General features: G+C 35.9%; 13 protein-coding genes. 8 read left to right on the forward strand and 5 right to left on the reverse strand.

Annotation, left to right across the window (positions count from 1 at the left end; translation table 11 throughout):
* Positions 1-29 precede the first annotated feature (29 nt).
* Entirely contained in the window at positions 30-464 is a 435-nt protein-coding gene (locus GQ46_RS09410; protein WP_044401004.1) for an OsmC family protein, read from the reverse strand.
* A 58-nt stretch (positions 465-522) separates the two neighbouring features.
* Between GQ46_RS09410 and GQ46_RS09415 the strand changes: the two genes are divergently transcribed.
* Positions 523-1113, forward strand: coding sequence for a carboxymuconolactone decarboxylase family protein (locus GQ46_RS09415; protein WP_044401007.1), 591 nt, complete (start codon positions 523-525; stop codon positions 1111-1113).
* A 162-nt stretch (positions 1114-1275) separates the two neighbouring features.
* Positions 1276-2397, forward strand: a complete 1122-nt coding sequence (locus GQ46_RS09420) for a T9SS type A sorting domain-containing protein (RefSeq protein WP_044401010.1) — start codon at positions 1276-1278, stop codon at positions 2395-2397.
* A gap of 164 nt (positions 2398-2561) precedes the next feature.
* On the opposite strand, the gene GQ46_RS09425 is transcribed toward GQ46_RS09420, so the two are convergent.
* The 4 genes from GQ46_RS09425 to GQ46_RS09440 form a co-directional block, all read right to left on the reverse strand.
* Positions 2562-3920: an NAD(P)/FAD-dependent oxidoreductase gene (locus GQ46_RS09425; protein ID WP_044401013.1), complete on the reverse strand. Its 1359-nt coding sequence runs from the start codon at positions 3918-3920 to the stop codon at positions 2562-2564.
* A 183-nt stretch (positions 3921-4103) separates the two neighbouring features.
* Complete coding sequence (locus tag GQ46_RS09430; protein WP_044401017.1) at positions 4104-5843, reverse strand: M28 family peptidase; 1740 nt, start codon at positions 5841-5843, stop codon at positions 4104-4106.
* A 31-nt stretch (positions 5844-5874) separates the two neighbouring features.
* Positions 5875-6546, reverse strand: a complete 672-nt coding sequence (gene rsmI / locus GQ46_RS09435) for a 16S rRNA (cytidine(1402)-2'-O)-methyltransferase (RefSeq protein WP_044401020.1) — start codon at positions 6544-6546, stop codon at positions 5875-5877.
* 124 nt (positions 6547-6670) lie between these two features.
* Positions 6671-7408, reverse strand: coding sequence for a hypothetical protein (locus GQ46_RS09440; RefSeq protein WP_044401023.1), 738 nt, complete (start codon positions 7406-7408; stop codon positions 6671-6673).
* A gap of 118 nt (positions 7409-7526) precedes the next feature.
* On the opposite strand from GQ46_RS09440, the gene GQ46_RS09445 reads away from it, so the two are divergent.
* From GQ46_RS09445 to GQ46_RS09470, 6 genes are all read left to right on the forward strand, one after another.
* Positions 7527-8174 (forward strand): thymidine kinase, encoded by a 648-nt coding sequence (locus GQ46_RS09445; RefSeq protein WP_044401026.1) that lies wholly within the window; start codon positions 7527-7529, stop codon positions 8172-8174.
* A complete protein-coding gene (gene alr, locus GQ46_RS09450; protein WP_044401029.1) occupies positions 8167-9273 on the forward strand; it encodes an alanine racemase in 1107 nt (368 codons plus the stop codon). The genes GQ46_RS09445 and alr overlap by 8 nt, the downstream gene beginning before the upstream one ends.
* 96 nt (positions 9274-9369) lie before the next feature.
* Complete coding sequence (gene mscL, locus GQ46_RS09455) at positions 9370-9771, forward strand: large conductance mechanosensitive channel protein MscL (RefSeq protein ID WP_044401032.1); 402 nt, start codon at positions 9370-9372, stop codon at positions 9769-9771.
* Positions 9772-9954: 183 nt separating this feature from the next.
* Positions 9955-10944: an aspartate-semialdehyde dehydrogenase gene (locus GQ46_RS09460; RefSeq protein ID WP_044401035.1), complete on the forward strand. Its 990-nt coding sequence runs from the start codon at positions 9955-9957 to the stop codon at positions 10942-10944.
* Between the two features lie 93 nt (positions 10945-11037).
* Positions 11038-13200, forward strand: coding sequence for a prolyl oligopeptidase family protein (locus GQ46_RS09465; protein ID WP_044401038.1), 2163 nt, complete (start codon positions 11038-11040; stop codon positions 13198-13200).
* A gap of 109 nt (positions 13201-13309) precedes the next feature.
* Positions 13310-14563: a hypothetical protein gene (locus GQ46_RS09470; protein WP_044401041.1), complete on the forward strand. Its 1254-nt coding sequence runs from the start codon at positions 13310-13312 to the stop codon at positions 14561-14563.
* Positions 14564-14635 lie beyond the last annotated feature (72 nt).

The following is a 14635-nucleotide window of genomic DNA, read 5'->3' on the forward strand; positions in this document are numbered from 1 at the left end:
ATTTAAAGTTAAAATTAATGAAGCGAATATTACGCCATATCACTATTATTATGAAAATGTGTATTTATTTTCAGTGTTGCAAACTGGCGAAACATTTCCATGACGCCGCAATATTTTTCAACCGAAAGGGTAATCGCTTTATTAATTTTGATTTCATCTAAATCACTGCCATAGAAATGATAATCCACAGAAACAGTATGGTATGTTTTTGGATGCTCTTCAGTAAGTTGACCTTCAACTTCAATTTTAAAATCATCAAATGTAATTCTCATTTTTTCAGCCAAAGAGACGATATCTAAACCCGAGCAGGCCGCTAAAGAAGATAACATTACGGCTTTAGGTCTTAATGGCTTGTAAGGGTCCTTAATTTCTTCCGACTGACCCAAATTAAATGGATAACCACTTGGGTTATCACTTTCGAAAACCAGTTTTTCTTTCCAAACTGTTGTGACTTTATGTGACATAATTGAAGAATTTTTCGTTAATTGATAGTTCCAAAAATACTACTAAAAAAACAAACATATGCCCTTAGTAACACCTTTAGATGCGGAACACGATATAGAAACTAAAAACTTAGCGGCATTTTTTAATGAGACTTTGGGCTTTTGTCCTAACTCTGTATTAACCATGCAACGCAGACCTGCCATTTCGAAAGCCTTTATAAATTTAAACAAGGCGGTTATGGCTAATGAAGGGCGTGTAACTTCAGCACTTAAGCGAATGATAGCTTGGGTGAGTAGTAATGCAACCGGTTGTCGCTATTGCCAGGCACATGCCATTCGTGCAGCTGAACGTTATGGTGCAGAACAAGAACAATTAGATAACATTTGGGAGTATCGCACACACCCCGCTTTTAATGAAGCAGAACGCGCGGCTTTAGATTTTTCTTTAGCTGCTTCACAAGTCCCCAATGGCGTTGATGCCGCTATGCAAAAACGTTTACATAAGTATTGGGACGACGGGGAAATTGTAGAAATGCTTGGTGTTGTTTCCTTATTTGGCTACTTAAACCGTTGGAATGATTCTATGGGAACAACACTAGAAGATGATGCTATAGAAAGTGGTAATCAATACTTAGGAAAACATGGCTTTGAGGTTGGGAAACACGAATAGAAGCTGCGATTATTAGAGCACTACGCTTTTAGAAATATGAGATTAAAACGGCATCACTCCAGAAGATTGGTGAGCAGTCGTTTTTTTTATTATATTTGATTACCTATTTTATAATGCTTTGATAATCAAAACACTTAAAAAACCCCAAATAATAAATGTGTTATGCATACTAAACCGCTACTATTAGTTATATTTCTTTTTGTTTTTTGTAGTTCACCGCTATTACATGCGCAAACGCCTTATGGCAATGCTGGTGATCACACCGCCGTCATGTTGGGTAGTCCAGACGCTCCTTTTGGTTATTACGAATATCTGCCAACAAGCTTTAATCAGTCGTCTAGTACCACTTATCCACTTGTTTTATTCTATCATGGTTTGGGAGAAAAAGGTAATGGAACTACAGAATTATATAAAGTATTAGCTAATGGCCCACCAAAATTAATTGAACAAGGTTCTGATTTTGAAGCTATTATAATTTCGCCCCAAAGTGCTTCAGGTTGGTTTAGCCCCGCTAATTTTTTAAGTCTTTTTGACTACTTAACTACTAATTATCCTATAGACCTAAGTAGAGTATACGTAACAGGTTTAAGTGCTGGTGGCGGTGGCACATGGAATGCCTTAAAAGGTCATTATGATAAAATTGCTGCTGCAGTTCCTATTTGTGGAGCTGGTAGTGTAGCCGATCCCTCTGATTTTTTACAACAAACACCTATTTGGGCACATCATAATTTTAATGATAATACCGTTGGTAAAGGTCAAACTATTAATAATATGAATAGAATTGCCAACATTACTAATTCTGTCATGACCGTTTATCCTTACGGCAGCAGTAATTCAGTTGCTGCTGATGATTATTCCATGCAATTTGATACGAATACCCAAACGTGGTCTTCCAGCGCCGGCGTTCATGAACCAAACGATAAACTCTCCTTTACGCTTTACAAAAATGGCAATCATGATGCTTGGACAAAAACATATAATAATCAGGAGGTATGGGATTGGATGTTTGCACAAAGCCTAAATACACTGAGTACTGATGCTGAAAATTTAGAAATATCTTTTAAAATATACCCAAACCCCACTTCAAATAAAGCGACTATTATTACAGCAAATACTGCTGAAAAAAAGGTGGAAATTTATAACCTTCTTGGTACAAAAATATATAGTAATGTATTATTTAAAGAACTTGATGTAAACGTGAGCACTTATGCTTCAGGCGTCTATATTGTAAAAGTTAGTGATGCGAATAATAATCAAAAAACCATACGTATGATAGTAAACTAATAGGAACTTCACCTGATTATTGTGAGTTCTAAATTTAGAAGCAGGTTATTAATCCCTTCGCGATTATAGTCGAAAGGTCTTGTTCTTACTTTGGAAGTATTACTATAGTAAATGGTATTGCGCTATAAACAATCGCTTCAATAAAAACCGTAATAAATAAAAAGCTATTTATTAGCCAGCATGTATTTCAAATCATTACTATACGAGGGATAAGTAAAAATCATACGTTTAAATTCTGAAACCGTCATCTTATTATTTATAGCTACGGTTAGTAAGTTGATATTTTCATTCGCTTCATGTCCTAAAATATGAGCGCCCACAATCTCACCTGTGCGTTCGTTTGCTAGTATTTTATAGGCATAGGTGTCTTCATTTCCTTTTTTTGCATTGAACCACTCCTGTGCATCTCCTTTAAAAATCAACACCTTTTTATAGCGGTTTTTAGCTTCAGCTTCAGATAGTCCAACAGTAGACAAATTAGGTTGTGTAAATACTGTTGACGGGACTAATGGAAATTGAAATTCTTTTTTGTTTCCGTTTATTATATTTTCACTAACAATAGAACCTTGCAAACCCGATAAAGGCGTTAAAGGCAAAGACAAATTAGACACATCACCACATGCATACACTTTTTTGTTTGTTTTACTTTGAAGAAAATCATTTACAATAATCCCGCGCTCATCAAAATCAACGTTTGCATTCTCAAGTTTCAAAGTGCTAATTGACGGTACCCGTCCCCCGGTATTGAATACGTGTCGGCTTTTATGTCTTTTTTTACTTCCGTTAATCGTATATTTTATTCTTATATTTTTAGTGCGTTTTTCTATTGCCGCAACTTCAGCATTAAAAATAAATGCAACGCCTAACTTTTCCATTTTGGCGATTAGTTTTTCAACTAAAAAAGAATCAAAATTTAAAAGTGCGCTATCAGCATACTCAAAAACAGTGACATTGCAACCCAATACTGCTAGCATAGTTGCGAATTCCATGCCTATATAACCAGCACCTATAAAGCTTGCCGATTTAGGAACCTTTTCCAGATCAAGGATAGCATCACTGGTTTCTAAGTACTTTTTACCTTTAATATTTAATGTTCTGGGTATTTGACCTGTAGCAATAACAAAATAATTTGCAGTAATGGTTATTCCCTCTACAATAATTTTATTCTCTGAAATAAATACAGGCGATTGGTGGTACAGATCAATGTTTAATTTTTTTAGATGTTCTTCTGTTGACACTGGAACTTTCTGAGTAAATTCCGTTTTAAAATTTTGAACTTGCTTCCAGTTTATTTCAGGCAATTTTGATACCCCTAAATTATTTAAGCGTTTGGATTGCTCCAACAAAGCAGAAAATTGAAGCATCACTTTTTTTGGATCACAACCTCTATTCGCACAAGTGCCTCCATACTCGCGATTATCGGTAATGCCTACGGTTAATTTATTTTTAGCACAGGTCTCGGCAACGGTTTTTCCAGCAATTCCAGAACCAATGACAAAGACGTTATAGTGTTTGGTTTTCATGTGTTTATATTTACTGTTTTTTTAAGGGTAAATACTTTTCGCTATTACTCATTTCTATGGGTGATGCAATTTTGAAAAGGCTCATTTCTTTTGTTAGTTTCAAAAATGAAGGTAATAAAGAATCGTTCAATCTTTTAGTAAGAAAAAACTAAAGTTTGACCGAATAAGAAAAAGCTGGCGTTTTTAATTGCTGATTTGTGCTACACTGATTTTAGCTCTGGCACGAATGCTCTGTTGAGAGGCTTCAATTTCAGCTTTTATAAGTGACTGATCTTCTACCATATCACTTGTTGTTTCAATAGCTTTAACATACCAGTCTTCCCAAGCTTCTAGTATTGCTATTTGTGTTTTTAAGTCTTCTCCTTGGTCTAAAGCTATTCTACTTTGTTTTAACTCTTCATTTAATCGTTCTACTGCTGTGTCTTCAATTTGCTTTATAATAACCTTAGCCGTAGTTTCATCTGAATTTAAAAGCGTGAAAGCAGAAACTAACGACGCCGTACCAACATTTTTAAGTGTCTCTCTAGAGACTTTATCTAATCGATCATTATCGGTATGATAAAATTGATCTGTAAAATGCCAAAACAAAACACTTGGTATATTGGCGCTTAAAAAGGGCATATGATCGCTCCCTCCTTCAAAGGGATTTGTATTGACTGTCCAGTTGGCTCGTTTCCCTTGTGCCTTGAATATATCAATTAGAAAATCGTTTAAGTAATGTGGTTTCATTTGCTCTAAGCTCATTTTCATACCCCCCCATTCTGTGTGTTTATCGTTACCCCTAGTCCAGACGGCACTTGGATCTGGCATTTTTTCAATTAAAAAAGAACCGCCAGTAATGGCCGTATTTTCTCCAACCATGTCCAAGCTAATCCCCCATTTTATATCTTTTGCGCGTATTGTATCTTCTTCTACATAACGTTTTGTAGATATTATTTCATCACCCCAAAGGAAAGTCAAGGTACGCTGCGGTCTGATTTTTTCTGCTCTAATTAGTTTTGCCGTTAATGAAGCCATTTCTAAAGCTACGCCCACTCCTGTCGCATTATCGTTTGCTCCTGGTTCTTGAACGTGAGCACTAAAAACCAAGCGTTCATCAGGTCTTTTTGAGCCTTTAATATCGGCAACAATGGTTAATTCTTCAGAATCATAGACTTTCGTCACAATAGCTACATTTAATGTTACTGCGCCATTACTTAAACGGGTCTTTAATCGTTCTTTAGCTTTGTAAGACAGTGCAATGGCCCAGCCTTTTACGTCTTGATTTAAAGGAATAGAACGAAACTGAATAGAAGTTGTGTTTTTTTCTGGTTGTAAATAACTGGGGTTGCTGTACGATAAAACACCTAGTGCTCCACCTTCGACAACTGCAGTTTGAAACACCCTTGCAGGACTTGATTCTACAAAAACTATTTTACCTTTTACCGCCGTATCTTTTAGGGTCTTTAAATCTGATATATAAATAACCTCAGCCGTAACGCCTTCTTTTGGTGTGCTATACGAATTTAAAGCCACCATATTTCGGTTCGTTAATTGGTACAATAAAGGTTCTTTCTCGCCTTGAATATTTACAATGGCAGAAACAGGTTCCCAGGTTGGGTCTTTAAGCGGCCGTTTCTCTATGCGATACGTTAACACACTTTCTGGCAAAGCGTTTTCTTCTAAAGCGTAGCCTGCTTTTTCAAGCTGCTTAGCGATTTCATAAATACTTTTATTAAAGCCCGTATTACCAACAACACGCCAATATTTTTCTACAAAGGCAGTAGTTTCGTAGGCGATGTCTCCAGTAAATTGTTTATTAACTAAATCGAAATAATTGAATGCTGCTGCCGTGGCATTTTTAAAGTCCTGAGTTTTATTTACTGATTTACAATTCAGTAACACTAGTACAATAGTGATGAGAAGACCTGTTTTTTTTAACATTTTTTTTACTGATTATAAGGTAAACTAATAGTTACTTTTTTCCACCTACGACAATAACTATTTCGCCTTTTGGTGGTTTGTTCGTGTAATGTTGAAGAACTTCTTTTGCAGTACCACGAATGGTTTCTTCGTATAGTTTTGTCAATTCTCGTGATACCGAAACCGGCCTGTCATCACCAAAAAACTCACAAAAATGTCCTAAAGTTTTAATGAGCTTATGTGGACTTTCGTAAAAAATGATTGTTCGGGTTTCTTCGGCTAACAACATCAAGCGCGTTTGCCTCCCTTTTTTCACTGGCAAAAAGCCTTCAAAAACAAATTTATCGTTTGGAAGCCCTGAGTTTACTAAGGCTGGAACAAAGGCAGTCGCCCCTGGCAAACAATCCACCTCAATATTGTTCTCTACACAAGCACGAGTAAGTAAAAACCCAGGATCTGAAATCGCTGGTGTTCCAGCATCACTAATTAAAGCTATGGTTTCTCCACTTTTTAAGCGCTCTATGAGTCTTGCCACTGTTTTATGCTCATTGTGCATGTGGTGACTTTGCATTGGAGTGTTGACCTCAAAATGCTTTAACAATTTGCCTGAAGTTCTGGTGTCTTCAGCTAAAATATAATCGGCAGCCTTTAAAACAGAAATGGCTCTAAAGGTCATGTCTTCTAGATTACCAATGGGTGTAGGTACGATGTAGAGTTTACTCATTTTTTTTTAATTGCTTTTCTATAAATACATCGCAACGGAATACAGCATCAGCGCACTTAAATAATGCTGTGGCTGTGCAATAAATAGTTTTTTGCATTTTCATGTGCTTAGATTAATTGGTTTTTTAGCTAAACCGTGCTTCAATAATTTCCATAAAACGCTCAGAGACTTCTTCTTTGCCAGTCCAAAAATCGTATTCTGGTTTTATTTGGGTTTGAATAAACTTTATGGCTTCATCAAAACTTGCCGTGGTATTCAGTTGAGAAATCACACGATGATAATCCTCGTGTTTGCCATCAAATAAAAACTTTATAAATGCTAATTTGTCATTCAGTCCTATTTTTAATCCTCCAGATTTTAGTTTGTCGTTTAAGGATTTCTTTTCTGCCTCAGTTTTTTTATTACCCACTTTATCAAATACAGGCACATGTTTAAAATCGGCAGTGATGTCTTCAAAATCATTTTTATGAAACTTCATTCTTGCATTCACCTCATCAAAAATAGCATCAACAATTTGTGTCTCTTCAGGCATTTGTGCTACAATATCCTTTATTTTTTCCATCAAAGGCTCGGTAATTTCCTCTTCATCAGAGTCATCCAAATTAACATAGGTTTTATTTCCTACCTCTATATTATCACTCACTTTATTATTAAACGCAGTATCCAGCATATCAAAAAATGAAGAGTCGTTACCAATAGTTGGAAGCTGTTCTTCAAAATTTTCTTGTGCAAATTTTAAAACCGTTAATTTTTCATAAAGTGCAGCGACTTCTGCGTGCAGTTTATTAATATCTTCCTTGCCCTTTAGTTTAAGAATCTTATGAGCAATGCTCATTAATTCTGATTCTAACTTCTTCTTCATTACTTAAAGTTTTATAATTATTTGTATTTATTGCAATTTAGCCTTTTGATTTTTAATAAATTTGAGCCATCTTTATCAAAACGATAATTGCGTTTTATTCTAGTGTTAAAATTACGAAATGTTTCTTGAAAATACAGTAAATCAAAAAGAACAATTTGGTTGGATTGAAGTCATTTGTGGCTCAATGTTCTCAGGTAAAACTGAAGAACTCATTCGCAGACTTAAACGCGCCCAATTTGCTAAGCAAAAAGTAGAAATCTTTAAGCCTGCTATAGATGTGCGTTATGACGACGAAATGGTGGTCTCACATGATGCCAATGAAATTCGTTCAACCCCAGTTCCAGCAGCTGCTAATATTCCTATTTTAGCAGATGGATGTGACGTGGTTGGAATTGACGAAGCTCAGTTTTTTGATGATGAAATCGTTAGGGTATGCAATGATTTAGCAAACAAGGGGGTTCGCGTTATTGTCGCAGGATTAGACATGGATTTTAAAGGCAATCCTTTTGGCCCGATGCCAAATCTAATGGCAACCGCCGAATATGTTACTAAAGTGCATGCGGTCTGCACCCGAACAGGGAATTTAGCACAATTTAGTTATAGAAAAAACAAAAGTGAAGACCTTGTTCTTCTTGGTGAAACAGAGGAATATGAACCATTGAGTCGGGCGGCCTATTACAAAGCAACGATGCGTGAGAAAATAAGAACGATGAAGGTGAAAGATGCTGAAGACCTTACTGCAAAACAAAAAAAACCAGATGCCTAAAGCGCAGGAGACTATTCTCGAAATAGATTTAAAGTCATTAAAATACAATGTTGCCTTTATTAAATCTAAACTAAAAAACGACACCAAATTCTTGGCTGTTGTTAAAGCCTTTGCCTATGGTAGCGATACGGTCGAAATTGCAAAGTATCTTGAGCATTTAGGCGTAGATTATTTTGCTGTTGCTTATGCCGATGAAGGCATTGCATTGCGTAAGGCTGGTATTCGCACACCCATTTTGGTATTACACCCGCTACCTTTTAATTTTAAAACATTAATAGAACACTGTTTAGAACCTAGTCTCTATTCGTCACGTGTTTTAAAAGCCTTTGTCGCGGTTGCAAAAGACTTAAAACAAAAAAATTATCCAGTACACATAAAGTTTAATACGGGTTTAAATAGACTAGGCTTTGCTGAATCTGAAACAGAAACCGTACTCAACATACTGGATAAAAATGATGCTATTAAAGTAAAGTCGCTCTTTTCACATTTAGCTGCCAGCGAGGTTCTCGAAGAAAAAATGTTTACGCTAAACCAAATTGAAACCTTTAAAAGTATAGCAAAAAAAGTAACAAAAGGTTTAGGATACCAACCCTTACTGCATCAAAGTAATACTTCTGGTATTTTAAACTATCCCGAGGCACATTTCGATATGGTTCGAAGCGGCATTGGTTTATATGGTTTTGGTAATGATCCTAAATTTGACAGCTATTTAAAACCAATTGCAACCTTAAAAACTATTATTTCACAAATCCACACCTTGAAGGTTGGCGATACTTTAGGCTACAACCGTGCGTTTAAAGCTACCGAACCAATAAAAACTGCAACCTTGCCTATTGGTCATGCAGATGGTATTAGTAGACAATTTGGAAATGGAAAAGGCTTTGTTTTTATTAATGGAAAAAAAGCAGCAATTCTTGGCAACGTTTGTATGGATATGATTATGGTAGACACTACCAACATTGATTGTGAAGAAGGTGATGAGGTTATCGTTTTTGGTCCAGAACATACTGCAAACCAACTTTCTGGAAGTATTAATTCCATTTCATATGAAATCATTACCGCTGTCTCTCAACGTGTAAAACGTGTGTTTCTTCGCTAATTATTTTTTAGGTTGTCTTAATTTTTTCTAATTTCGTTAAAAATCCAACGCAATTAAGACCTGTTTAAATGATTAACTAATTTAAAACTTAAAATAATGCTTAAAGAATTTAAGAAATTTATTATGACAGGAAATGTCATAGATTTAGCTGTAGCCGTTTTATTAGCAGGAGCAATGAGTCTTGTAGTAAAAGGCTTCGTATCTGATATTATGATGCCTATTGTTGGTCATTTCTCCGGCGGATTAGATTTTGCTGATATGAAAATCATACTTGACAATGCCGTAATTGCAGCAGATGGTACAGTTACTAAACCTGAAAATGCTATTATGTACGGAAAGTGGATTAATACCATAATAAATTTAATTATTGTAGGTTTCGTGTTATTCCTAATTGTTAAGGCTTACAACAAAACCAAAACACCACCTGCTCCCGCAGCACCAGCTGGTCCATCAGAAATTGATTTACTTAAAGAAATTAGAGATGCTTTAAAAAAGTAATCTGTTTACATAAACTTAATATTAAATCGGTTGTGCCGTAGCACAACCGATTTTTTGAGATTTATTTTATGAAAATTTTATTGGGTTTTAAACTGTAAAACAGAGAAATATAATAGCTTTGTAACTTGTATTTATTATAAAATAAAATTTTCGTCTACACGGAAATGAAAAAATAAATTATTTATGAAATTAGCTGTAGTTGGTGTCACAGGCATGGTTGGCGAAGTAATGCGTAAAGTCTTAGAAGAACGCAATTTTAAAATTACAGAATTTATTCCTGTAGCTTCAGAAAAATCTGTTGGTAAAAAAATAACCTTCAAAAATAAGGAATGCACTATTGTTGGTCTTGAAACAGCTGTAGCGATGAAACCTGATGTTGCATTATTTTCTGCAGGTGGAAATACCGCTTTAGAATGGGCTCCAAAATTTGCGGCTGTTGGTACGACGGTTATCGATAATTCTTCAGCTTTCAGAATGGATCATGATAAAAAATTAATTGTGCCAGAAATTAATGCTTCAGCTTTAACTAAAAATGATAAAATCATAGCGAACCCTAATTGCTCAACCATTCAAATGGTTATGGCATTAGCCCCGTTGCACAAAAAATATAAAATTAAACGTATCGTTGTTTCTACCTACCAATCCATTTCTGGAACTGGCGTAAAAGCTGTTCAACAATTAGAAAATGAATTAGCAGGCATAAAAGGAGAAATGGCATACCATTATCCTATAAACAGAAACGCCATTCCACATTGTGATGTTTTTGAAGAGAATGGGTACACAAAAGAAGAAATGAAATTGGTTCGTGAGACACAAAAAATTCTCGATGATAAAACCATTGCTGTTACAGCGACAGCTGTGCGTATTCCAACTGCTGGCGGACACAGTGAGGCGGTGAATGTGGAATTTGAAAACGATTTTGATATTAATGAGGTCAGACAGCTATTAAGCCAGACTGATGGAGTTACCGTGCAAGATAATTTAGACACAAATACCTATCCTATGCCATTATACGCCAATGGAAAAGATGATGTTTTTGTTGGTCGTATTCGTCGTGATGGATCGCAACCTAATACTTTAAACCTGTGGATTGTTAGTGATAATTTACGAAAAGGTGCTGCTACAAATACCGTGCAGATTGCCGAGTACCTAGTAAACAACAATCTTATATAGCTTTTTTAATTATAGCCTGAGGCTAAAAAAGCGCTTGTGTACAAATCACAAGCGCTTTTTTGTTTACATTTATGTCCTTAAAACTAAAATTTCATGAAAAAAACAGCACTTTGCTTACTAACATTTTTACTGATTATGTCTTGTAAAGAAGAACAAAAAACACGAAAAGAAATCACAATAGACTACCCGAAAACGGAAACAGTAGATACTGTAACAAACTATTTTGGAACCGAAATTAAAGATCCTTATCGTTGGTTAGAAGAGGACAGAAGCGCTGAGACCGAAGCCTGGGTAAAAGCACAAAATAAAACGACTTTTGGCTATTTAGAGGCCATCCCCTTTCGCGAGGAATTAAAAGCCCGTCTAGAAAAATTATGGAATTACGAAAAAATAGGCGCGCCTTTTAAAGAAGGCGATTACACCTATTTTTATAAAAATAATGGGCTTCAGAATCAATATGTGATCTACCGATATAAAACTGGGGAAGCTCCAGAAACAGCGACTATCTTTCTAGATCCAAACACCTTTAAAGAAGATGGCACCATTTCTCTTGGAGGACTAAGTTTTTCTAAAGACGGAAAAACCTTAGCCTATTCAATTTCTGAAGGCGGAAGCGATTGGCGAAAAATCTTGATCATGAATGCTGAAACCAAAGCAATAATTGGAGACACCATAATCGATGTTAAATTTAGTGGCATGTCTTGGTATAAAAACGAAGGCTTTTACTATTCTAGCTACGATAAGCCTAAAGGGAGCGAATTATCTGCAAAAACAGATCAGCACAAAGTATACTATCACAAATTAGGAACGTCACAAAAAGACGATGACATCATTTATGGCAATACGCCAGAAGAAAAGCACAGATACATTTCTGGTAGTGTGACCGAAGATAACAGGTATTTACTAATATCGCCGCGTAGCTCAACGTCAGGTAATAAATTATATATAAAAGATTTAACGCAGCCTAACTCAAAATTCATTGAAATTATGGGTGACACAGACAGCAATACGTATGTTATTGAAAACGTAGGAACCACCTTGTATTTAGTGACCAATCGTGAGGCGCCAAACCAGAAGATTGTAACAGTTGATGCCTCTAATCCAACACCAGACCAATGGAAAGATTTTATTCCGGAAACCGAAAACGTCCTGAGTCCATCTACTGCAGGTGGCTACTTTTTTGCCGAATATATGGTAGACGCTGTCTCTAAAGTAATGCAATATGACTATACAGGAAAGTTAGTGCGAGACGTTGAATTGCCTGGCCTAGGATCTGTTGGAGGGTTTAGTGCCAAAAAGGAAGAAAAAGAATTGTATTACTCCTTTACAAATTATGTAACTCCTGGAAATATTTATAACTATGATATTGAAAAAGGAACTTCAGAGCTATACCGCAAGCCGGCCATAGATTTCAATCCAGAAGACTATGAAAGTAATCAGGTGTTTTACACTTCAAAAGATGGCACAAAAGTACCAATGATTATTACACATAAAAAAGGAATCGTTCTTAACGGACAAAACCCGACCATTCTTTATGGTTACGGTGGATTCAATGTTAGTTTAACCCCTGGATTTAGCATCACCAATGCTGTATGGATGGAACAAGGCGGCATTTATGCTGTACCAAACTTACGAGGCGGTGGAGAATATGGCAGAGCATGGCACGACGCCGGGACACAATTAAAAAAACAAAATGTGTTTGATGATTTTATTGCTGCTGCTGAGTACCTTATAGACAAAAAATATACCTCATCAGCCTATCTAGCGATTAGTGGTGGCTCTAATGGCGGATTGTTAGTTGGTGCAACAATGACCCAACGTCCTGATTTAATGAAGGTCGCCTTACCAGCGGTAGGTGTTTTAGACATGTTGCGTTATCACACCTTTACAGCAGGCGCCGGTTGGGCTTACGATTATGGCACAGCCGAAGACAGTAAAGAAATGTTTGACTATTTAAAAGGCTACTCGCCAGTTCATAATGTAAAAGCAGGAGTACACTATCCCGCAACCTTAATTACCACAGGGGATCATGATGACCGTGTGGTACCAGCACATAGCTTTAAGTTTGCTGCTGAGTTACAGAGCAAACAAACAGGAAATAACCCAACACTCATTCGTATTGAGACAGATGCCGGACATGGTGCAGGAACACCAGTAAGTAAAACGATAGAACAAGCCGCAGATATTTTTGGCTTCACCTTATACAATATGGGTTTTGATGTGCTGCCAACCAAAATAGAAACGTTTAAAGATTAATTCTAAAAAGCATAATTATAAAATACAATTTTTAAAAGGGTTCCGCCTATGTTTGGCGCAACCCTTTTTATAGTATTTTTGCCTGAATTTTTTAAAAAACCTATCTTATATGAAAAAACTATTATCAATAGCTGCTATATTTTGCGCAACGCTATCTCATGCACAAAAAGCAGATGTAACTTCTCAAGCAGTAACCGCTTCTTTTGAGCAACCTGATTTTCTTAAAAATACTAAAACCTTCAGTTATACCATTCAAGATGATGGCGCCTATTGGAATTACACGCCAACCGAAGCATTCCCTGCATTAGCCTCTAATACAGATGGCTTAAAATTAAGTGGTTTACAACAAGTAAACGAAAATGGAGATCTACAAATCATCGTTGGTTTTTCCGGTAACCAACTTAAAACAGGACAAGCTGAACTTATTTTAAATGGCTCGTACCTTATTATGGTTTTAGATAAAAACGATAAGTTATTACTTACAATTGAAGATGTTGTTGAAAAACATGTTACTGACAATCCCGAAAAATATAGCATGGCCAATAGGGATACCAGAAATGTTGCTAAAGCAAAAATTGTCACAGAACATGTAGAGAATTTACTTAAAAATTATGAACATTTATTTTCTGGGAGTGCAGATTTAAAAATACCTTTCGGTGTCTTTAAAAAAACCAAGGATGATGCTGCAGAGCGTTTTACTGTAGCGTCTCAACCTTTAATCGATGCCATAATAGCAAACACTAATGATACCGCTAACTTAGATAAAGCCATAGCGTTTTGGAAGGCTCAACTAGACGTTGATTTTGGGAAAAAAGTAAAAGACAAAATAAAGCATCGAGTAATTTATGCCAATTTAACCTCTGCTAGTTTGTTAAAAAAAGATTTAGAAGCGGCAAACAACTATTTAGAATTAGTTAAAGATAATACTGGCTTTTTCGACTTGTGGACTTCAGATTATAAACCGGTATTCAGTCGTTTTGAAAGCGCTAAAACACTTGAAAGCCCCGAAAATTTAATCACTGTTAAGGTAACGCCTAACTCGGCTTATCTTCTAACGATTCCAGCGGGAATTTATACTTATAAAGAAAAAGATCCCATCACCTATTCTAAAATAGAGATTCAAAATTTCGTTCCTAATGTTCTGTCTGGAATCGCGTCCTTAGACCTTTACGTTAAACCCGAAATTTATATTTATGAAAATGATGTAAAAACCTTACGCCATTTTGGCGACGGAAAGAATGTCATTACAACTAATGAAGGGGATGAAATTATTTTTAAAGTTTATAAAGGCGAATACAAAGCCTGTATAAAACAAGAAGATGGCACCTACAAAATATACAATAGCAATATTGTTGTTGAATAGTCATTCTATCCCTTTGATTAAAAAAAGAGTCGTTCTAATTTAGAACGACTTTTTTGTTTTATTTTTGCTTGA

It is taken from the genome of Lacinutrix sp. Hel_I_90 (assembly GCF_000934685.1).
Taxonomy (GTDB): Bacteria; Bacteroidota; Bacteroidia; order Flavobacteriales; family Flavobacteriaceae; genus Lacinutrix.

Coding starts and splice junctions, on each gene's coding strand:
- GQ46_RS09410 (WP_044401004.1), bottom strand. CDS start 464: ATGTCACATAAAGTCACAACAGTTTGGAAAGAAAAACTGGTTTTCGAA.
- GQ46_RS09415 (WP_044401007.1), top strand. CDS start 523: ATGCCCTTAGTAACACCTTTAGATGCGGAACACGATATAGAAACTAAA.
- GQ46_RS09420 (WP_044401010.1), top strand. CDS start 1,276: ATGCATACTAAACCGCTACTATTAGTTATATTTCTTTTTGTTTTTTGT.
- GQ46_RS09425 (WP_044401013.1), bottom strand. CDS start 3,920: ATGAAAACCAAACACTATAACGTCTTTGTCATTGGTTCTGGAATTGCT.
- GQ46_RS09430 (WP_044401017.1), bottom strand. CDS start 5,843: ATGTTAAAAAAAACAGGTCTTCTCATCACTATTGTACTAGTGTTACTG.
- rsmI (WP_044401020.1), bottom strand. CDS start 6,546: ATGAGTAAACTCTACATCGTACCTACACCCATTGGTAATCTAGAAGAC.
- GQ46_RS09440 (WP_044401023.1), bottom strand. CDS start 7,408: ATGAAGAAGAAGTTAGAATCAGAATTAATGAGCATTGCTCATAAGATT.
- GQ46_RS09445 (WP_044401026.1), top strand. CDS start 7,527: ATGTTTCTTGAAAATACAGTAAATCAAAAAGAACAATTTGGTTGGATT.
- alr (WP_044401029.1), top strand. CDS start 8,167: ATGCCTAAAGCGCAGGAGACTATTCTCGAAATAGATTTAAAGTCATTA.
- mscL (WP_044401032.1), top strand. CDS start 9,370: ATGCTTAAAGAATTTAAGAAATTTATTATGACAGGAAATGTCATAGAT.
- GQ46_RS09460 (WP_044401035.1), top strand. CDS start 9,955: ATGAAATTAGCTGTAGTTGGTGTCACAGGCATGGTTGGCGAAGTAATG.
- GQ46_RS09465 (WP_044401038.1), top strand. CDS start 11,038: ATGAAAAAAACAGCACTTTGCTTACTAACATTTTTACTGATTATGTCT.
- GQ46_RS09470 (WP_044401041.1), top strand. CDS start 13,310: ATGAAAAAACTATTATCAATAGCTGCTATATTTTGCGCAACGCTATCT.